The following is a 21167-nucleotide window of genomic DNA, read 5'->3' as shown; positions in this document are numbered from 1 at the left end:
CCGCCAACAAAATGCTGTACCTTCAAAAATGCTATTCGGATTCTCTGATATTATTATTGCTTAAATTTTCTAAACTTTTTTCATTCATTGACATACTTTTTATTAGTATGCACGCTCCTTAAGAACACTGTCATCTACAACCGTCATCGTGATTTCTTTGTCTTCATCAGTCTTAAATGTTGTAACTGTATCATCGCAAGCGAAGCAAGACTCATCAACATATATCTTCTTGCTTTCAGGCTGGCTGCCATCTTTGAGTTTCTTGATAATGTCCTCAACATATGGTGCTGCAAGAGGATTACACTCAAAGTCTGCATTGATAGATCCGTCCTTAACATCTGTAAGACCTGCATTTGTTGCATCAAATGAGATAATGATAATGTCTCCGTCTTTACCATATGTCTTACCTGCTGCCTTTAATGCATCAATTGCACCAAATGCCTCATTGTCATTCTGGCATACAACTACGTCAATATCTTTGTATGATTTAAGATATGACTCCATAATCTTCTGACCACCGTCCTGAGTGAAATCACCGTCCTGCTCATCGAGAAGATTCCATCCGTTTGACTTAACATACTGATTGAATCCTTTTGTACGTCCAATCTGAGCTGATGAACCGTTTGTTCCTGCGATAGTTACAATATTAACTTTCTTTGTAATCTTCTTTGCATCAAGATATGCTTTAAGCCATGCACCTGCCGCCTGACCTTCTGCTGTGAAGTCTGAACCAACCCAAGCAGTGTAAAGGCTGTCATCAGCTTCTATTTCACGGTCAATAACAAGTACCGGAATACCTGCATCCTTTGCTTCTTTCAATACTGTATCCCATCCTGTTGTAACGATAGGGTCAATGATTATGTAATCAACTTCCTGCTCGATGAAGTTTCTTACTGCCTCAAGCTGGTCTGCTGATTTGTTGTCGCAGTCAACGAACTTAAGATCATAACCGTTTTCTTCAGAAAATGTTGAACGGCATGACTCTGTACTTGCTGTACGCCAATCCGATTCATGTCCAACCTGTGCAAATCCGATTGAAATTTTGTCTCCTGAACTGTCACTTGAACTTGAATCTGTATCTCCCTTTCCTGAACTTGAATCTGATGAACCTCCACAAGCTGTAAGCGAAAATACCATAGCTGCTGTAAGTGTTGCTGCTAAAAATTTCTTCATTCTCATAATTTACTCCTCCTTTATTGATTGTGCTTAAATCAATTTATTTTATACATAATATATTAGTCATTGCGAATACATTTGTCAATCATTTTTGACTTATATTGTATTTTTTTGTGCATTTTTTAGTCTACAAATTTTATAGCAACCATCTTTTTAAAATACATATTAGTTATTTTTCACATATTTATTTATAGAATTTTGGCTATTTTTATATTATCATCTAATTTCAAATTTTATCTCATTATTATTCTGATTATATTTTTATTTAATAATTATATTTATTTGCTGATTTACACATACATTATATGCACATTTATGCAAATCATTTTAATTTTTCATATAAAAACATTTAAATATAATCTTATTTTTTGAATTTATATCTCTCTTTTGTTATATATTTGTATTTTCACGTCGCTACATACAATACAAATAAATTGCAAATCCGTTAAATTTGTAGTACAATATACATAACATAATATATTTGAAAAAAATATAACAAAAAAGGGGGGTACTTATGCCAGCCAAGTATTTAACAATAGCAAATAAACTTCAGGAAGAAATCTTTCAGGGTACATACAATGGCACCGGTTTTCTTCCAACTGAATTAGAAATAGCTTCAAAAAACAACGTGAGCAGACAGACAGCACGCAATGCTCTTGCCGTACTTGTTGCAAACGGTATGATAGAGCGCCGTCAGGGAAGCGGTTCTCGTATCGTGAAACAGAAAAAGAATATCAAAAGCAATAGTATTGCAGTAGTTACTACTTATATAAACGACTACATATTTCCAAATGTTTTAAAAGACATTCAGCACAGCCTAAGTAAAAAAAATTATGCTGTCTATGTATATGCTACACAAAATCGTGTGGACGAAGAACGTAAAATCCTGCAAAATCTTCTGCAGTTAAATATTGACGGTCTTATAATGGAAGGTTCAAAAACCGCTCTTCCGTCACCAAATATAGATTTGTATCAGCAGTTTGAACAGCGGGATATACCGATACTTTTTATTTACGGATGTTACCCTCAGCTCAAAAAGCACACTTCCATAACCGATGATAATTTAGGCGGCGGCTATCAGCTTACAAACTATCTTATAAATAAGGGGCATACTAATATTGCCGGGATTTTTAAAATTGATGACCTTCAGGGACATGGACGATACAACGGATATTTGAAGGCTCTTACAGATGCAAATTTAAGCTTTTCTGACAAAAATATCCTTTGGTTTGACACTGATTCCAGAGAGCATCTCCTAAATGACCATCACATATTTTTTGACAGTTTCTGTGAAACCGTACTCAAAAAATGTACTGCCGTTGTGTGTTACAATGATGAGATAGCCTATTATCTGGTAAAAACACTTCTAAATAAAGGCGTAAATATTCCGGATGATATTGCCGTAGTAAGTTTTGACAACAGCCAGTTAAGCGAGCTGTCTCCTATCAAAATTACATCTCTTGCACACGGGACGAGAAGAATCGGTCAAAAGGCGGCAATGCAGATGCTTAATCTTATAGATAAAAATGAAGTAAATTCAGAAACTGTTTCCTGGACACTCGTAGAAAAGGAATCAAGCTGAAATACAAATTTATAAAATCAAGAAAGTTTTAAACAATGTACAATAGAAATGGAGATTTATGCTTATGAACAGGATAAAAAAAATAATGACCGTTACATTATCTTGTCTCTTTGTTATATCATCAGTTTCAGGCTGCCAAAGTTCAAGCAAAACCGAAAAAGAAAATTCTTCTTCACAGATAGTTTCAGATACAAACTCTCCTGAAACAAAACAGCCTGCTAAGACAAGTGAAAGCGAAACACCAACCAAGCCGATTTATGTTATAAAGAGCTACAATATATACAACGGAAATGAAACTATCGACCACTATTACAACTTTGACTACGAGGACAATAAACTTGTCAAAATCGAAGGTTATGACACTCAGGGACTCGGTATCACATACAAAACAGAAATAAACGACGATAACAATCTTACATCATTTTCAAGTTTTGATTCAAAAGGTGCCAAATCAGAATACTACAAAATGGATTTGTATGATGACGGCACATTAAAATGCGAATACCGATACTCTCCAACTGATGAAGTCCTTTATAAATACGATTATACTTACAATGACAACAAACAGATTGACACAAAAACAGGATATTCAAATGGCACTACACAGTCTGGCAAATCAGGATACACATACGACAAAAAACAAAATATTGTCCAGCAGACAAATTATTCAGTAAAAGGTGATGCAACTTCTTATATAAAATATTTTTACAAAAAAGGAAAGCTTGTAACTGAAAAATATTTTTCAAAGGAGGGCAAAATTTATTATATCAATAAATATAATTATAATAAAAACGGAAAGATTACGACAGTTTATAACTACACAGACAAAAAGTGTAAAAAAATTGCTTCAACCACAAAATATAAATACAATAAAAAAGGTCTGAAAACAGATGAATTCAGATACTCACAAAAAAATAAACTTGATAAACATATAAATATAAAATATCAGAAAATAAAAGTTGTAAGTGAGAAACCTTGGTATCTTGACTGGGTTTACAATAAAATTTCAGAATAGAAACGTGCCCCATAATATACTTACTATACTTACAACTTACAAAAATAAAATGCTGCATATTCATTTTGGAATATACAGCATTTTATTTTATGTGTGTATACAGAAAAATCCACAAATTCAATCTCAATCAGAGAAATTTATTTAAATTCTTTTCCTGTAAGAAGAAGATATGCTTCTTTATACTTATCTACTGTCTTATCTACTACTTCATCAGGAAGCTGATAGTCACTGTCAGGATTCTTCTTTAACCAGTCTCTTACAAACTGCTTATCAAATGAAGGCTGTCCCTGACCGGGCTTGTAACCTTCTACTGGCCAAAATCTTGAACTGTCCGGTGTAAGCATCTCATCTCCGAGAACTACTTTTCCGTTTTCGTCAAGGCCAAACTCAAACTTAGTATCAGCTATGATAATTCCCTTGCTCCATGCATAATCTGCACATTTTTTATAGAGTTCAATAGTACAGTCTTTAATCTGCTTTGCATAATCTGCACCTTTTCCGGGGTGAAGCTTTTCAAGTATTTCAACTGTATCTTCAAATGTAATATGCTCATCATGATCTCCAATGTCAGCCTTTGTAGTCGGTGTATAAATTGGTTCAGGGAGCTTGTCTGACTCTTTAAGTCCTTCCGGAAGTTTGATTCCGCACACTGTACCATTTTCCTTATAGCTCTCCCATCCGCTTCCTGTGATATATCCACGAACAATACACTCTATAGGAAGCATATCAAGTTTTTTACACATCATACTGTTTCCGTCAAACTTTTCATCCTTGAAAAATTCAGGCATATCTTTTACGTCGACTGAAATCATATGATTTGGAACAATGTCCTTTGTAAAATCAAACCAGAACTTTGACATCTGTGTAAGTATGGCACCCTTTTTTGTCACTTTGTTTTTAAGAATAACATCAAATGCTGATATTCTGTCTGTTGCAACAATAATAAGGCTGTCGCCATTGTCATAAACCTCACGTACTTTTCCTTCCTTAATCGGTGAAAATTCCTTCATAGTGTATGTCCTCCATTATTTATGTTTGTTTTTTATCTATTTTAGATTATTACCATCATTTTGTAAAGCGGCAAAAAATTCTTCCAGTATCCTTTCAAGATATAACTGATCATCAATTCCCATAGTCTCCCTTGAAGAATGCATTGCAAGAACAGGCACCCCTATATCGAGCATTCTGATAGGCAGATTTGCCACTGCAATAGCTCCAAGTGTACTTCCTCCCGGAATATCCGAACGGTTTACAAATCTCTGATATCTTATATTGTATTTTTCGCACAAACTCTTAATAATTCCAATTACTACAGGGTCACTCGCGTATCTTTCTGCCGCCGAAGTTTTTATTCCAAATCCATGATTTAAGAGAAGTTTGTTTGTCGGATCATTTTTCTCCGGCACATTAGGATGGATTGCATGTGCAACGTCAACTGAAAGACCTATTCCATTTGCAAATGCACATTCCATTGTCTCGTTGTCATAATCAAAGTTCTTAAAAATCCTCTTAATTATACTTCTTGTGAGTATTGAGCCTGCACCCTGCTTTGTCGCACTTCCGACTTCCTCGCTGTCATACACAACAGCTATATTGATACCATTTACAGGTACACTTTTCTTTATTCCTTTTATACATGCCTGAACCGATGTAAGATTATCAAGTCTTCCTGCCGAAAAAAGTTCTCCTGAAATTCCTAAACTGCACGGTGTCTCAACCGGATATAAAAACATATCATAATCAAGAATATCTTTCTCATCTGCATTTAATTCTCTTGAAATGTATCTATTCAATGTGTCCTTTTTCAATTCATCATCTGTATCATCCGACAATGCCATAACAGGAATCATATCTTTCTGCCTGTTTAGCTCAACTCCCTTATTAACCTCCCGGTTCATATGAATTGCAAGATTCGGAATAATAAACAAAGGCTTTCTTAAATCAATATACCTGATTTCCGGTTCCATAACATCATCGGTCTTTAAGACAACTCTTCCCGCTGCAGAAAGCGGTCTGTCAAGCCATGTATTTAAAATGGCACCACCGTAGACTTCCACATTCATCTTAATGTAACCGTTTGCCTCCATTTGGCATGAAGGTTTTATCTTGAGGCACGGAAAATCCGAATGAGCAGCCGCAAATCTCAAATTTTCACCGAACCACTTCTCACCAATTGCAAAAGCAACAAGTGTAGAGCCATAAACATTTACATAATATCTTCTGCCTCTCTCAATTTTCCATCTGCTGCCAAGCTCAAGCTTTTCAAATCCCACCTCTTCCAATTCATCTATGGCATAAATTATGCTGTGAAAAGGCGATACAGAAGCCTCTATACGTTTTTTAAGTTTCTCTGCCGTCCGTGTTCTCTGTTCAATATCCACCGCTTATCCTTCTCCTGTATTTTATAATTTCACAAATATTTCTGTTTCCTTTTTAAGACTGCCTGCTATCTCCTGGTTTTCATTCATTTCATTTGAAATAGTATCTATATCGGCCGCAAGATCCTGTACACTGTCTGCTGTTCCATTGACACCCTGAGCACCCTCATCAATAGCTTCACTTATCGATTCTATTGCCGTTGCTATCTGCGAAACATTGTTTTTAAGTCTCTCGGTTTTCTTTGTAAACTCACTCATGGCATCTTCAATATATGTAGCGTTGTCACGATATTCGGCACCTGCCTTAACAAAATCAGAAAAATCTTCCATAATGGAATCATTTAAATATTTTATAAGATCCTGCGAGTGCTCCGCAAGACTATGTACCGCCTCTACTATGATTGAATTTATCTCCTGTATATGATTTGCCGTATTTCTGCTGGCATCTGCCAAATCCCCAATCTCATGTGCAACTACCGCAAATCCTCGTCCGACCTCTCCTGCTCTCGCTGCCTCTATAGATGCATTAAGTGCAAGAAGATTTGTCTGCTGTGCAATATTTAAAATATCGCCTGTAAGGTCATTTATCTGGTCTATACTCTTGCTGTCCTCAATTGCTTTATTTAATACCTCAAGAATCTGATCCACTTTCTCTTTTGTGACATCCATATTGGTTCTGGCCATATTTTCCATATTCTCAGCATGCTTTTTCATCTCTACTGAATAACCGTTTATCTCTTCCGATCTGTCTGCAATCACTACTACATCTTTATTTACAGATGATGCATTATCATTTATGTGTGATGCATCACTTCCTATCTGAGTCATGGTAGCTGCAAGTTCTTCTGTCAATGATGACAAATCTGATACGCTGTTGTTTGAACAGTGTACTCTTTCGGAAACTTCTCCTGCAATCCTGTCCATATTGTTTGAACTCTCAGAAACCATTCCAAGTATTCCCTGAAGTCTCTCAATAAATGTGTTTATTCCACCACCAAGAGCCGAAATTTCATCATTTGAATGTATGGTAATCCTCTTAGTCAAATCACCTTTTCTTTCGTCTATATCAGCAATAATCTCATCAATCTCTTTTTTGCTTTTAACAATAGGTGATATAATTCTTATCTGAACCACTACTGCTGCAAATGCAAATGCAATCACACATATTATAATACATACTACACTTGTAGCAAATGCAATCACATAATCCCGGCTCAACTCTTTCTTTGCATCCTGTGATTCTTTTTGTACATTGTTTACCATTCTGTTTATTCCGGCATACATAGCCTCGGATGCTTTTTTAAGTTTGCTGTTTGCAATATTGAATGCGGCTTCATTTTTCGTATCTGCACTAAGCGCAATCATGGTAGCAATAGAATCTTTAAATGCAGCGTAATTTTTTATTATATTATTGTAAACACTTTCCTGCCCCTGTGAATTTTCTCCCAACTCCTGAATTTTTTTATCAAGCTGACTTTTCTTTTTATTTATGGAATTGACATAATCTATCATAGATTTTGAATCTGTCGCTACAATATGAGATAAACCTGCCGAATGAATGTCTTTTGAAACTGCTTCTATACTTGATAATTCTGTTATTTCTAAAAGATATCTGTCAGAAATAACTGTAGCTTTGTCATTTACCTTGCGTATATTCCTCTCTGATGCAACATTTGAAATTACTGCTATTGCTCCTAAAATAACAATCGGTAAATATATCCAAAAACGAATACTTGATTTCATTGTTTTTTTCATAATCTTCATTCCCCCTTACTGTACAACAGAAGCTTTTATCTGAGCCACTGTTTTGTCAAGATATTTCTGAAGGTCACCTTTTACGGAATCGTTTGCAAATGCCGTTCCAAGCTTTGTAGCCGGTGTCCAGAAATTTCCTCCAAGACGTTGCAATTCTGACCATTTTGACTGTTCAAGAATTGCCTGTACTGCCTGTGATTTTTTTACTTCATCAGATTTTCCTGCATTTATGTTTGACGGTCCCTGACCTCTCATTTCAAATCTGAGTTTCTGATTTTCTTCATTTGAAATATAGCGTGCAAACTTATGTGCCCACTCCTTATTTTTTGAATAAGGATTTACGCCAAGCATTTTGTAACCAAAATATGTCGACATCTGAACTTTCTTTCCGTTACAGTTGTATGTAGGAAGTTTAGCCGCTGCATAGTTTTTTCCATACATTTTCTTTATTGCGGCTTCGTCCCATATTCCACTTACACAGGCAATAACTTTTCCTTTTTTTATTCCTCCAAGCCAGTCTGTTGTATTCACAAATCCCTTGTTTTTACCAATTTTTATAAGTGCTTTTGCTACATCTATACCTTTAATTGATTTATTTTTTGAATCCCAGTCACAATAATTGGTAACACCATCTCTGTTCAGCCCCACTTTTAAACCGGTCTGTCCATAAAAAGAATACAGATACCATCCGGATGTCCAATCCATAGCAAATTTCTTGTTGTTTTTTGCGGCAACTGACAAAATTTTTTCAAGACTCTTGACATCATTTGAATTGAGATACTTTTTGTTGTAATAAAGGAAATATCCGTTATCTGCTGTTATAGGATAACCATACATTGTATTATTTACCGTAACCGCATTTGAAGCAGCCTCAAGATTTTCTGCCTTTACCGTCTCGGCATCTTCAATCGGATCTGCCGCACCACCTGCTGCTATCGCACTTATATCACCATCTGTAGTGGTATACACGTCTGCACCTTTCAAAACATCACCGAGAAGATTTGACCGGCACTCTCCCTCAACCATATCCGTATGTTTTATTATAATGTCAGCCTCAGACTTATGTTCACTTATAAAATTTTCTGAAACCGTTTTGATATAATCCCTGTCTTCTTTTCCTGCCCAAATAGTAAGCTCTACCTTTTCAGAAGTCGATTTATTTTTGTTTTCTCCAGAAACAGAACTTTTATTTTCCGTTTTTTTTGTTCCTGCACACCCTGTCATAATGCTTCCTGCCATAATTACCGCAAGTATTCCTGCCAATACTCTCTTCCTCATTATATCTTCCTCCTTAATCCATTGAAGTTTTAAAGTATAAAAGCCAAAACTAATTCCTTATCTGTTTAACAAATTTTTCAATCTTTAATATATCTTTACCAAATCCGTCATCATTTTCAACACCTGACGATACGTCTACCATATCAGGATTTACAGCCGCAACAGCTTTTCGTACGTTGTCCGGATTTAATCCTCCCGCTAAAATAAACAATTTGCCATCACGCTCAATCTGACTAAGTATATCCCAATCAAAAGATCTGCCACTGCCTGGCTCCGCTGCATCAAATACATAACCTGCAATCTTTTCATTAGAACTGTACATTTTAATCTCATCCATATCGTCAACATTAAAAGCCTTTAACACCGGAATCTGTGCCATTTTCAATACTTCTTCTTCTATTTTTCCGTGTATCTGTATATAATCAAACCCTGAATTGCAGATATCAATTATCTGTTCTTTTGCAGGTGATACAACAACCGCTGTTTTTTTTATATTTTTATCTAAATATTTCATAATTTCTTCTGCTTTTTCTATACTGATATTCCTTTTACTTTTTGGAAAAAACAATACAAAACCCGCAAAATCAATTTTGAACCTGTTTAAATATTCAGCTTCTCTCACTTCTGTCAAACCACATACTTTTATCATGGTCGTGTTTAAATCAATCAATTTTCCCACCTCTTCTCCTTTTAATTTCAAATATCCGGTAATCCCTTTATTTTCTTATAATTATAACCTATCTTAAATATAAAATCAATTATACAAAGCCTCTATTTCATATTTATGACTGAACGTTAATATTTATCTGATATTCTTATTTTTTTCAAATCTGACTATTTAGCAGGCATTTAAAATATATTATTATTCTTTTTGTTTGTCGATTCGCATGTTAATCACAAATACATTTTGCAAAAAGAAAAAGCATTGCAGAAAAGAGGAAAAAATGAACAAATCTCTAAAAAAACTTGTTATGGCAGCTCTGTTTGCCGCATTATCTTGCGTAGCAACATATATCATAAAAATCCCTACACCGGGAACCGGCGGTTACATACACCCCGGCGACGCAATTGTTATACTTTCAGGTGTATTCTTAGGTCCTGTATACGGATTGTTTGCAGGTGGAATCGGTTCTGCCCTTTCTGACCTTATCGGCGGATATTTTATCTATGTACCTATAACTTTTGTTATAAAAGGACTTATAGCCTTTGCTTCCGGATTTGTTTTCCAGAAATTTGGAAAAGACCGTGTTTCAAAACAGATTACTGTTGCTTTATGCGGTATAATCGACATAGTTTTAGTTGCGCTCGGATATTTTGTATGTGAAATACCTATCTATACACTCGCAGGAGCAGCTGCAAGCATTCCTGCAAATATTATCCAGGGCGTGAGTGGACTTATAATAGCAAGTATTTTATATCCGTTATTAAGTCCTGCTATCAAACCTATAATAGAAAATGACTGATAACAAATTTATTGTATCATTGAAAATTTATCCTGCGTTATTTAACTGAAAGTCATTGATGCAATATACCGGATTTTTCTACATAGAGTTTTTTCTACATAGAGTTTTATCTACATAAAAATAAACAAACAAAAAACATCATTTATATGTCAAAATTATAAATGATGTTTTTTATTTTTCCTTACAAACGCCACGTATTATTTGATTATATAATTCTTCTGGCTGTACATGCTCTGGAATAATTAACGTTTGATTTTACTATTCCCCATTTCTTACCCATAGCTTCCACAGCTTTGCCATTACCTATATACATAATAACATGACCGATTCTGCTGCCGTGTTTATAAAATACAATGTCTCCCGGCTGTAAATCTTTAATATCAACTTCTTTACCACATGTTGCCTGACTTGCAGAGCTATGTGGAAGGCTGTATCCGAATTTCTTGTAAACGCTCAATATAAATCCTGAACAGTCTGCTCCGTTTGTGAGACTTGTTCCACCCCAGACATAAGGATTTCCTACAAACTGCAATGCATAATTTACTATCTGTGTTCCGAGTTTTTCATCTGATTTTGAGAAAGCAGGTGCCGCATCTGTAGTCCGGCTGTCATCTGCAGCCAAATCTTTAGTCTCTGTCTTTAATGCTTTTGCCGTATCAAATTTGCTGTATGTCTTTGTGTACTCTTTTGCAACATATCCGTTGCATCCGTTTACTTTGACTTTAAGCCACTTTTCTCCTTCTTTTTCAACTTTACATACATCATCATCTTTAAGCTGTGTAATAATTGTTGCTGATAAATTTTTCTTTTTTCTAAGATTGAGTACTTTCACGTCACTCTTAAGTTCCGCATATGTTGTCGCATATTTATCTGCAAGTTTTTCTACTTTTACACCACCCTTTACAAGTGATTTTTTCCAGACATAACCTTTAACTTTTCCGGACTTAACTTTAAGCCATTTTCCGCTTTCTGATTTTCCGACCACTTTTACAGCGTCACCATTCTCCATCTCGGCAAGTTTCTTACCCACTCCTGACGGAGTTTCTCTTATGTTTATGACATTGTCGCTTGAAATCGCAACCGCTGTGTTCTTCCACTTTTTGTCAAGTGCTTTTCTCTTCTTTGCGGCTTTTATTTTTTCAATATTTTGCTTATTCTCCTTAGGAGAAGAAACCGCTGAAGGAGTACTTATGGCTGTACCTGTAGTGGCAATTGCAGATGATGTGGTAACTGCCGCACCTGTAGTAACAGCTGCCTGAGTAGCAACTGCTGCCTGCCGGGTATCTGCTGTTTCTTTTGTCACTGTTGCTTTTTCTTTGTGTACATCTGCTGTTTTCTTTTCATTAAATACTTTTTTCAAATAATTTTCAGAAAGAAGAATGCTGTCAGCACTCTCAGATAACGCTACAGTATCGCTGACATCATCCTTTTGTATAAAATAATTGTCTAAAGCATTTGTGTTTGCTGATGCTTCTGCCCCCGTATAATTCATACCTATTGTGATAAAGCATGCGGCTCCTAAGCCTGCCGCCGTCTTAATCCAATGTGTTCTATTCATTTTAATCCTCATTTCAATTATTATTACAAAACTGTTACAATTCATAAAAAAGTATATCACCATCAATTTTGTATGTCAACAGAACAATTGTGTATTTTTTATAAAACCCAAAACTATTTTTGCATTTTATCAGATTTTTTAAGTCAAAATACACTATTTCATTTTATATTATTTTCCATTTTGGTAAAATATATACAATTTGGCATGAATTAACATTAACTTTTTATATTATATTTCTTACTACATTTGTAGAATTTTGTCATTATTTTAATTTAATATTCTTAAATTCGGCTTATGAGTTTATTTTTTAACTCATTTTTTGCAAAGGAACACCTTATTGCATCTGCCTCAAACTTCCTTATATCCTTTTCATCAAAATTAAATGCATCAGCCAGAATTTTAAGTTCTTTTTTTATATTTGTATTTGAAACCGTCATATTGTCTGTGTTTACCGTAACTGTAATTCCCGCATCCATAAGCTTTCTGATAGGGTACTCACTTATATCTCTATAAATATTTGTATTAAGATTGCTTGTCGGACAAAGTTCAAGTGCTATCCCCTTATCCGAAAGTTTTTTCAACAAATCTTCGCTTTCTACCGAGCGTACACCATGTCCTATTCTGACAGCACCATACTCTACAGCTGTCTCAACACTCGTAAAGCCGGCGGCTTCTCCTGCATGTATCGTAAACGGAATACCTAATTCTGATGCAAGTTCAAAAACATCCTTATAATCGCTTGTTGGAAAAAGCCCCTCCGCTCCTGCAAGGTCTATTGCAGCAACGCCCTTTTTCAAAAATTTCTTTGCGACCGAAACAGTTTCAATATTTTCATCGTGATTGTTTTCTCCACGCATACAGCATAAAATGAGATTTGCGTTAAGTTCTGATTTCCTCATTCCATCAATAACCGCCTTAACAACCTGTTCCTGTGACAATCCCTTACTTGTATGGAACTGCGGAGCAAACCTTATCTCCGCATAGATAACTCCCTGTGTCTTTAATTCTTCCAAAAGATTGTATGAAGCTGTCTCGAGAGCCTCTTTTGTCTGAAGCAGCGTAATAGGGAAATCAAACTTTTCAAGATACTCATTTAAATCTCTGCATCCATCAGAGACCTGAAGTTTCTCCAAAAGTTCACTATCACTGTAACAATTTTTAATTCCCTGAATCTGCATGAGTTCTTTCACCGAATCGACAGACAGTGAGCCATCAAGATGCAGATGTAAATCAACCAAACCTATATTATCAAAATTTATCATATCTTCTCTCTTTCTTTTTCTTATAATGATATTAGTGTCAAAAGGTATTTTTCCTCAAACTAATGCCACAGATTGCTTCATTGCCATGCAATTTTTACATTCCTGCAATCATCATGTTATACCTGCCCCCATTTACTTGTCAAAGATTATAAGAAATTTCACCGTCTTTTATCCTTATAATACGGTCAGCATACTCAGCCATTTGTGCATCATGCGTCACCATCACGATTGTCTGGGCATATATTTCTGACGATTTTCTAAGTAACTCTGCTATGTTCTCTGCGTTTTTTGCATCAAGATTTCCTGTCGGCTCATCTGCAAGTATCACATCCGGTTCTATTGCAAGTGCCCGTGCTATCGACACCCGCTGTTGCTGTCCTCCGGACATCTGCGTAGGAAACTTGTCACAACAATTTAATATATCGAGCGACTCCATCAGATTTTCTATTTTTTCCCTGTTTTCCCGTCTGTCATCGAGATGTATCGGCAGGACTATATTTTCATATGCAGTAAACTCCGGAAAAAGATTGTAATCCTGATATATGTACCCAATCTTTCTTCTCCTTATCCTTACAAGTTCCGATACACTTTTGCCTGTCACAAGTTCACCGTCAATATAAATTTCTCCCTCGTCAGGCACATCCAGTGTCGCAAGACACCTCAAAAGTGTTGATTTTCCCGAACCGCTTTTTCCGATTATCGCACAAAACTCTCCCTGCTCAAAACTGATACTTGTTTTCTTTAATGCCTTAACCTCTATCTCCCCTTTATAAGTTTTTGAAATATTTCTCGCTTCTAAAACTTTTTGCAACATACCTTTTCTCCTTTCCAAGCACATAATGACTTATAACAACGACCGAAAACATTAACGCAAAAAATGCCCCTGTCTTATAAATATCCACCAAGTCAGCCAGTTTGTAGAACACAAAATTTCTTTCGTTAAGTTCAAATATTTTCCTATTAAAAAGATAACTTCTTATATACTCCGCATCGGCATAACTAAAACTTCCTGTTTTCTGACTATACTGCTCTCCATATTCTCTCTGCCATTCCAAAATAAAGCCAATCCCGTAAATAACATATGATATTGGCAGACTTATCAAAAGATACGATGCTTCTCTCAAACCGTTTTTCAATACGGACTTTGTAAATTCTTTTGGCTGTACACCCAGATTTTTTAACAGCTTTCTTTTGGCTTTTTTTCTCTCGTATTTCTCATAAAGAATACATACTAATATAAATATGTAGATTACGGTTATTATCACTGCTAAAGTTCTGTAAGTTAACGTCTCTCTTATCATAACTTTAAAAGCCTTATCTATCTTCTTATAATTGCTCTCGCTTTCATAATTTAAATTTTCGCACTTCCTCTCAAGTATTTTATCCACTGCTGCTGTATCCGATACCCTCGAAAAATCAATCTTTACATTATTATAACCCGCTTTTATCCCATCATGTGCGGCTATTTTTTCTGCAAGTTTATTACTTCCGGCTATCATGTACGGCTTTGTATCTCCAAGTCCCATAAAATCAAAATCTTCAATTGCAAGTATATCACTGACCCTGACCTTAATATCTTTTCCCTTTGTCTGTATAGTCAGCACATCACCTTTCTTTATAGTTTCATCAAATCCTTTTTCGTCCCCATTTTCTGTCTGATTGTGCTTCTGTTCAAACAATATTATCTCATTTCCGTTGTTAAACTCATCATAATCTGTACTTTTTTTGTCTGCTTTGCTGCTGATGATATTCCATATGTCTCTCGCATTTTTATAATAAATTCCCCTATACATTAAGGAATCGTATTCATATGCATACTCCTTCCCTGCCGCAGTCGATGTGTCAATATATTCTGCCCCCTCAGACAAATGATTTTTATAGTAATCAGCCGTACCTTTTTTATTCCACGAAAAAATATGTGAGTCATCCCAAAGACTGTATTCTGCTTTCTTCACCCCTTTAATCTCAGATAAAAACTCAGTAAATTCACTTGAAAAAACATCTTTCATGTAAATCTTTTGCGTCCCCTCACCCGCATATATATAATTTGTTACTTTTCCTTCACTTTCATCCATATGCTTTTTTGCCGGAACTTTCGCTTCTTTTATCTCAAAATTTCTTTCTTTTGTATGTACAGCAAAATCTCTATTTTCAATACAAACAGACTTAAATAATTTAATCTTTGAATTTATCTGTACAGAACATATAAATATGCAGATACAAACTCCTATGCCTGTTATTCTCATGAATAATACAGATAACAAAGAACATATTCTCTGCCTTTTTTCATACTCACAGACATTTAATTTTCTGCTCCTCTCTGCTCTTTTTTTCAAACGCCTGCTTGCATACGCCGAAAGATTCTTCTTTTCCCAAGTGATGCGTCTGCTGCCAAGCATTATCCAAGAAAAAATATATGATATAACGAACACCGCTATAAAACTTGCCGCTATCATAAATAAAGTTTTTCCATTAAAAATAAAGAAGTATTTTATACCGTTTCTTTTTGCCACAGTATAGACAACCGACATAGCTGTAAAATATGATATAAACAAGCTTACAACCGCCACCGGCAGTACATAGTACAGACTTTCACACAATGAAATTTTAAATACCTTTTTTCTGTCCGCACCGATTTCCAAAAGTCTCAGATAAAATTTTTTTCGTTTTGAATAATATACCGTCATGACATATGCCATTACAGCACTTCCAAGTACCATAAGTATATATGTCATATTACGGTACATTGATTTGCTTCCAAAAAATGAGCTTCCATACGCATAATCATTTACCGCATAACCGCATTCATCAAAATCCGAACCATCTGATAACCTGTCAGTTATCCTTTTTTGCACGCTCTCAATAAGATTAGCTGCGAAATCGCATACATCCGCACCTGCATATTTTTTTCTGATGCTACGAAATGCATAGCCTGATTTTGTCATATTCAGACTTACAAATGCACTCTTTGTCACAAATGCATTTGGCAGTTTTTCTCCGCCATTCCACAATGACGCATATTCCCTGATAATTCCGACAATCCTGTATCTCACTCTGTTTAACCTTAATTTTCTATGTTTGAGCGCAAGACTTACCGTATCATCATCAGATGCCACATAAAAACTTATATAATCTCCCATCCCACATTTATTATCAATTGCTTTTAATGCACTTTCCTCCAGCACAATCTCATTATCCTTTTTCGGAAACCTCCCCTCCTTTAACCTTATATGACCATTTTTTATCATCTCATTATCCATAGAACCGATATTTTTTCCCGCCATGAGCAGACTGCTCACAGGATTTACAAATTTTACCATATTAGTATCGTTCTTAGATAAATTTTTTTCTTTGTCAGTCAGACAATAAATCGCACCGCCTGTCCATATCTCACCGCTTTTCTCAAGATACGGACTGTCAATCTTATCCGATACCGGTGTACGAAGCAGCCATTCACCATAATAATCATAATTTGTCTGCATCTGAAATTCATTTGCATTATCCATAAAAAGAAGTGTCGCCGTCAAAAAAAACACCACGATAACAGTCATTGTACGCATAAAAATTCCATCCCGTTTTCGCCGCCTGACTCCCGTTTTTATAAGATTTATATGTATATTTTCTCTTTTTTTACGCACTTTTAAAACCTCACTAAAATTTTTGTTCACTCTTTAGCTCCATATTGTCTTTTAATATCATCTGATGACAAGTATTTATCATTGCTATCTGCTTTTTACCCTTGCACTATCTTATCAGTCAGACATTACAGCAATCTTACACCTTGCGGATTTTCTGTTTCAATTCAGGTTTTGGCAGATTAAATTCTATCTTAAGACCTGTTTTATCACTGCTTGACAAGCGAATATCACTGTAATGAGCCTCTATTACATATCTTGCCAGATTCATTCCTATTCCCGTTGAATAACTATCACTGTCACTGCCTGTATAGTATCGGTCAAATACCTTTGAAATTTCCTCATTACTTATCCCACTTCCGAAATCAGTTAGAGATACCCTCACATCTGTATCAAATTCCCTCACTCTTATCTGTATAGGTTTCTGTGAATTTCCGTGTGCAATACTGTTATCCACAAGATTTGATATTGCCTCAAAAAGCCATTCCTCATCACCCACAATGTAAACTTCACCCATGGAATTTATATCTGCATCAAAATTTTTTCTGCCAAATCTATCAACAATTTTTTCTAAAATTGAAGCCAGATCAACAATATCCTTTCTGAAATGCACTTTTCCCGCTTCCATTCTTGCCAGATTAAGAAGCATCATAATGTGTCTCTTTATTTCTTCACCCGAACTTAAACTGTCTGCTATAAGTTTATCCGCATTTTTTTTGTCCTCCGCCTTCTCATCTTTTTCATAATTATTTTCTAAAAAAGACTCCTCAAAAAGAGAACTTAACATATCAAGATTTAAAAGAATTCTCGCAAGAGGTGTCTTTATCTGATGTGCTATGTTCTCCATAAATTTCTGCATGTCTGTTTCTCGTTTATCTATATAATTTTTAAGATTTATCTGAATGTTTATCAAATCTTCAATATCTTTTTCAAGAAAATAAAATCTTCCTCCGTCAGCTTTTTTAAACTTCTTCTTTTCGCTGAGTGCTAAAGATATTCTTTCAGAAACATTTTTAAGATACATGATAATATTTTTCTTCCAAAAATATATACTTAACGTCGAAAATAATACCAGTAATATAAAAAATGCACAGCTTAACAATTCATATTTCTTTATACCGCTAAAATCCTTATCAAATAAAATATCATATGCCTTATCCGTATACCCAAGTGAATACGCTGCCCTGTCAGCCTGCTTTATTGCTTTCTTTATAACTTTACTACTCCCTGATATATTATTTATGGCAGTATTTGTTTTTAATTTTGTATTCTCTTTTAATTCAAAAGCCTGATTTAATATAATGTCAGCCGCCTCCGGACTTTTGTCATAAACCTCACCCACAATTATTTTAAAATCATTTTTCCTGTCACACTTTTCCCTGTATATCACAAAAATAAATATAAACATCATAAAAAAAACAGCTGATATGTATAAAAATGCATATCTTTTCTTATCCGTATATCCGCTCATATTTCCCCCATTTCCGATATTTGAATTTTCCATCTATAACCAATGCCACGAACCGTTTCTATATATTCCCCCTCCGCAGATTTCCCGATTTTCTTCCGCAGACGGCTCATATGGACGGATAATGTATTATCCTCAACATCCACTCCTACGCTGTCCCATAAATATTCTAAAAGCTGTTCTCTCCTTATAAGCCTGCCATTACTTTGTATCATATATTTAAACAATTCAAGCTCGGTTTTTCTAAGTTCAATTTCTCTCCCGCCTGAAAAAAGCCTTTCCTCCGCAGTCACAAAAGATAACTCCCCGCTTTTTATTATCTTCTTATCCTGCTCACGCATTTTTCTCCTTATGTTTGCTGACACTCTCGCCAGCAGCTCACGTTTTCTGAAAGGCTTTGCTATATAATCGTCAGCCCCAAGATTAAGTCCCTCTATCACATGTTCCTCATCATCAAGTGCTGACAAAAATATTATTGGCGTATTCTTTTTTTCCCGTACTTTGCGGCACAACAAAAAACCGTTTTCCTTTCCAAGCATAATATCAAAAATATATAAATCGATACCGTTTTCTCCATTAAAATCCTTATAAATATAATTTTCGGCAGCATAAAAATCATCCGCCAAAAACACATTGTAATCTGCTTCTTCAAGCAGAGCTTTTATACTTTCACCTAAACTTCTGTCATCTTCAACCAATAAAATTTTGTGTTTCAATTTCTTCTCCTTGTGTGCATTTCTTCAATATAATATATATATACATCTTCTAAATTTATATCGTCAATATCTGCAATTAAACAATGATTTGGCAATTTATCTCCAATAATATTAACTTTTATAACTTCATTGTTTTTGCTAATAATTCTTGTACTGTATTGTATCTTTATTTTATCAAATTCCTCTTCTGAAAGATACATTACTCCTACACGTTTTTTTATTGATGTTTTTAACGCATCAGGTGTTCCAACTTTTACTATTTTTCCTTTATTTATCAATATTATATAATCCGCTATATACTCTATATCACTTACAATATGTGTTGAAATTATTGTAATCCTATTTTTACTATTTTTAGCTATTATATTTCTAAGATTTACTCTTTCTCCCGGATCTAATCCTGCTGATGGTTCATCAAGAACAAGTAATTTAGGGTTACCCAAAATTGATTGTGCAAAAACCGCTCTTTGCTTCATTCCACCTGAATATGTTCTAATTTTTTTGTCTATTACCTTGCTAAGATTAACTTTTTCTACAATCTCATCAATTTCTTTACTTATTCTCCATCTGCTAATGCCTTTAAGCCTTCCAATATAATATAAATACTGTTCTAATGTAAACTCATCATATACCGCCTGTTGCTGAGGCATATATCCAATCATACTTCTATATACTTTTGTCATTTGTTTTATATCAATATTATCAACCAATATTTCTCCATCATATTCCAAAATGTTAGTTGTAAGAATCTTAATAAATGATGACTTGCCTGCACCATTTGGACCTAAAATTCCATATACACCTGTGTTAAACTGCAAATTTAAATTTTCAAAAACCACTTTATTTCCATACATTTTTTTCAAATTATTTATTTTTATATCCATATAAAACTCCACCTTTTTTATTATTATCCAATATCGTATATTAATATTGGAACAATCATAATAATTAATACTATAACTATTGTTCCATTTTTATTTCCAGTTATTTTATAAATGATTCCGGACACTATCCCAGAAACAAAAACATAGAACATTCTAATAGTCAAACAAATCACAATTAACATACCTATTGAAATTTCTTTTGGTATATTTTCCAATTCCGGAATACAATATGCTGATGCATTTATTTCATAAAGAGTAAAGTTTTCCTTAACATTAAAATATTGCAACAAAAAATATATACAGCCACCTATTATGCTTGAAAAAAAAAGTGCAATAAACTTCTGTCTAAATATACTCCTTTTTCCATTACTTGTTATATACAGTATTTTTGTCATATTGTTTTCTATGTCATAACTCCACATTGACACTGATATTATAATAAAGACAATCAAATACATGCACATATAAGGCAAATCAATTTTTTTCTTATTTTTCATTCCTAACATTGTAAGATATCCATCTGCATAAACAAATTTACCATTATCCTTATTTTTTAAATACTCTGAATATTTAACCACGTTCCGTAAAGCTTTTTCGCTTTTTGTTCTTTTCTGTATAATTTCAAAAGCCTCTGGCTCTATTTCTTCATCTCTTAATTGTTTTTTTGCTTTTTCTATCTTCCTTTTTTCATTTTTAATATAATTTAGTTTATTTTTTGTATATTCTCCCTGAATTTTTTCAATAAACTGTTTATAATATATTTTTGTATCACTGGACAAGTCAGGTTTTATATTCGGTATAAACATTTTTGAACACATTATTACGACTATTACAACTAAAATTGCTCTCTTTGTTATAAATACTTTATACATTTCAGCTTTAATCCCATACATTGTTTTTGAATGAAATTTTAAATTAAATTTAATACTATTATTATTTTTTATATATACATTCCTTTTGAATATGTTTTTTATTATTAGAAATTCTACTATAAACA

General features: G+C 34.4%; 17 protein-coding genes. 3 read left to right on the top strand and 14 right to left on the bottom strand.

Annotated elements, in window-relative coordinates:
• Positions 1-102: 102 nt before the first annotated feature.
• Positions 103-1179, bottom strand: a complete 1077-nt coding sequence (locus ACZLXV_RS12200; RefSeq protein ID WP_482383598.1) for an ABC transporter substrate-binding protein — start codon at positions 1177-1179, stop codon at positions 103-105.
• A gap of 511 nt (positions 1180-1690) precedes the next feature.
• Between ACZLXV_RS12200 and ACZLXV_RS12195 the strand changes: the two genes are divergently transcribed.
• Positions 1691-2758: a GntR family transcriptional regulator gene (locus tag ACZLXV_RS12195; protein WP_022225211.1), complete on the top strand. Its 1068-nt coding sequence runs from the start codon at positions 1691-1693 to the stop codon at positions 2756-2758.
• A 64-nt stretch (positions 2759-2822) separates the two neighbouring features.
• Positions 2823-3773, top strand: coding sequence for a hypothetical protein (locus ACZLXV_RS12190; protein WP_022225212.1), 951 nt, complete (start codon positions 2823-2825; stop codon positions 3771-3773).
• Positions 3774-3910: 137 nt separating this feature from the next.
• Here ACZLXV_RS12190 and ACZLXV_RS12185 read toward each other — a convergent pair whose 3' ends face one another.
• The 5 genes from ACZLXV_RS12185 to ACZLXV_RS12165 are packed head-to-tail and all read right to left on the bottom strand — an operon-like array spanning position 3911 to position 9854.
• Complete coding sequence (locus ACZLXV_RS12185; RefSeq protein ID WP_022225213.1) at positions 3911-4783, bottom strand: phosphoribosylaminoimidazolesuccinocarboxamide synthase; 873 nt, start codon at positions 4781-4783, stop codon at positions 3911-3913.
• Positions 4784-4819: 36 nt separating this feature from the next.
• Positions 4820-6154, bottom strand: a complete 1335-nt coding sequence (locus ACZLXV_RS12180) for a M18 family aminopeptidase (RefSeq protein ID WP_482383597.1) — start codon at positions 6152-6154, stop codon at positions 4820-4822.
• 21 nt (positions 6155-6175) lie between these two features.
• Positions 6176-7906 (bottom strand): methyl-accepting chemotaxis protein, encoded by a 1731-nt coding sequence (locus ACZLXV_RS12175; RefSeq protein WP_482383596.1) that lies wholly within the window; start codon positions 7904-7906, stop codon positions 6176-6178.
• A gap of 15 nt (positions 7907-7921) precedes the next feature.
• Positions 7922-9184 (bottom strand): extracellular solute-binding protein, encoded by a 1263-nt coding sequence (locus ACZLXV_RS12170; protein ID WP_022225216.1) that lies wholly within the window; start codon positions 9182-9184, stop codon positions 7922-7924.
• 49 nt (positions 9185-9233) lie between these two features.
• A complete protein-coding gene (locus ACZLXV_RS12165) occupies positions 9234-9854 on the bottom strand; it encodes a phosphoribosylanthranilate isomerase (RefSeq protein WP_482383595.1) in 621 nt (206 codons plus the stop codon).
• A gap of 274 nt (positions 9855-10128) precedes the next feature.
• Here ACZLXV_RS12165 and ACZLXV_RS12160 point away from each other — a divergent pair, with 274 nt between their 5' ends.
• On the top strand, positions 10129-10647 hold the full coding sequence (locus ACZLXV_RS12160; protein WP_022225218.1) for an ECF transporter S component: 519 nt from the start codon (positions 10129-10131) through the stop codon (positions 10645-10647).
• A gap of 205 nt (positions 10648-10852) precedes the next feature.
• On the opposite strand, the gene ACZLXV_RS12155 is transcribed toward ACZLXV_RS12160, so the two are convergent.
• The 8 genes from ACZLXV_RS12155 to ACZLXV_RS12120 form a co-directional block, all read right to left on the bottom strand.
• Positions 10853-12205, bottom strand: coding sequence for a C40 family peptidase (locus ACZLXV_RS12155; protein WP_482383594.1), 1353 nt, complete (start codon positions 12203-12205; stop codon positions 10853-10855).
• A gap of 281 nt (positions 12206-12486) precedes the next feature.
• Positions 12487-13467 carry an adenosine deaminase gene (gene add, locus ACZLXV_RS12150; protein ID WP_482383593.1) on the bottom strand — a complete coding sequence of 327 codons (981 nt, stop codon included), beginning with the start codon at positions 13465-13467 and terminating at the stop codon, positions 12487-12489.
• A 139-nt stretch (positions 13468-13606) separates the two neighbouring features.
• Complete coding sequence (locus tag ACZLXV_RS12145; protein ID WP_482383592.1) at positions 13607-14281, bottom strand: ABC transporter ATP-binding protein; 675 nt, start codon at positions 14279-14281, stop codon at positions 13607-13609.
• Positions 14235-17105 carry an ABC transporter permease gene (locus ACZLXV_RS12140; RefSeq protein WP_482383591.1) on the bottom strand — a complete coding sequence of 957 codons (2871 nt, stop codon included), beginning with the start codon at positions 17103-17105 and terminating at the stop codon, positions 14235-14237. The genes ACZLXV_RS12145 and ACZLXV_RS12140 overlap by 47 nt, the downstream gene beginning before the upstream one ends.
• 136 nt (positions 17106-17241) lie before the next feature.
• A complete protein-coding gene (locus ACZLXV_RS12135) occupies positions 17242-18573 on the bottom strand; it encodes a sensor histidine kinase (protein WP_482383590.1) in 1332 nt (443 codons plus the stop codon).
• Positions 18570-19286: a response regulator transcription factor gene (locus ACZLXV_RS12130; protein ID WP_022225224.1), complete on the bottom strand. Its 717-nt coding sequence runs from the start codon at positions 19284-19286 to the stop codon at positions 18570-18572. The genes ACZLXV_RS12135 and ACZLXV_RS12130 overlap by 4 nt, the downstream gene beginning before the upstream one ends.
• Positions 19283-20170: an ABC transporter ATP-binding protein gene (locus tag ACZLXV_RS12125; RefSeq protein WP_022225225.1), complete on the bottom strand. Its 888-nt coding sequence runs from the start codon at positions 20168-20170 to the stop codon at positions 19283-19285. The genes ACZLXV_RS12130 and ACZLXV_RS12125 overlap by 4 nt, the downstream gene beginning before the upstream one ends.
• A gap of 23 nt (positions 20171-20193) precedes the next feature.
• Positions 20194-21167: hypothetical protein (locus ACZLXV_RS12120; RefSeq protein WP_482383589.1), on the bottom strand; the 974-nt coding region annotated here is incomplete at its 5' end.

The sequence above is a fragment of the Butyribacter sp. genome (assembly GCF_056818865.1).
The sequence above is the reverse complement of the archived record's forward strand: the minus strand, read 5'-3'. Positions and strand labels throughout refer to the sequence as shown.

Excerpts from the sequence above, each read along its gene's own strand:
- ACZLXV_RS12135 (WP_482383590.1), bottom strand. The coding sequence starts at position 18,573 with ATGAGCGGATATACGGATAAGAAAAGATATGCATTTTTATACATATCA.
- ACZLXV_RS12160 (WP_022225218.1), top strand. The coding sequence starts at position 10,129 with ATGAACAAATCTCTAAAAAAACTTGTTATGGCAGCTCTGTTTGCCGCA.
- ACZLXV_RS12155 (WP_482383594.1), bottom strand. The coding sequence starts at position 12,205 with ATGAATAGAACACATTGGATTAAGACGGCGGCAGGCTTAGGAGCCGCA.
- ACZLXV_RS12175 (WP_482383596.1), bottom strand. The coding sequence starts at position 7,906 with ATGAAAAAAACAATGAAATCAAGTATTCGTTTTTGGATATATTTACCG.
- ACZLXV_RS12170 (WP_022225216.1), bottom strand. The coding sequence starts at position 9,184 with ATGAGGAAGAGAGTATTGGCAGGAATACTTGCGGTAATTATGGCAGGA.
- ACZLXV_RS12145 (WP_482383592.1), bottom strand. The coding sequence starts at position 14,281 with ATGTTGCAAAAAGTTTTAGAAGCGAGAAATATTTCAAAAACTTATAAA.
- add (WP_482383593.1), bottom strand. The coding sequence starts at position 13,467 with ATGATAAATTTTGATAATATAGGTTTGGTTGATTTACATCTGCATCTT.
- ACZLXV_RS12190 (WP_022225212.1), top strand. The coding sequence starts at position 2,823 with ATGAACAGGATAAAAAAAATAATGACCGTTACATTATCTTGTCTCTTT.
- ACZLXV_RS12185 (WP_022225213.1), bottom strand. The coding sequence starts at position 4,783 with ATGAAGGAATTTTCACCGATTAAGGAAGGAAAAGTACGTGAGGTTTAT.
- ACZLXV_RS12200 (WP_482383598.1), bottom strand. The coding sequence starts at position 1,179 with ATGAGAATGAAGAAATTTTTAGCAGCAACACTTACAGCAGCTATGGTA.
- ACZLXV_RS12125 (WP_022225225.1), bottom strand. The coding sequence starts at position 20,170 with ATGGATATAAAAATAAATAATTTGAAAAAAATGTATGGAAATAAAGTG.
- ACZLXV_RS12195 (WP_022225211.1), top strand. The coding sequence starts at position 1,691 with ATGCCAGCCAAGTATTTAACAATAGCAAATAAACTTCAGGAAGAAATC.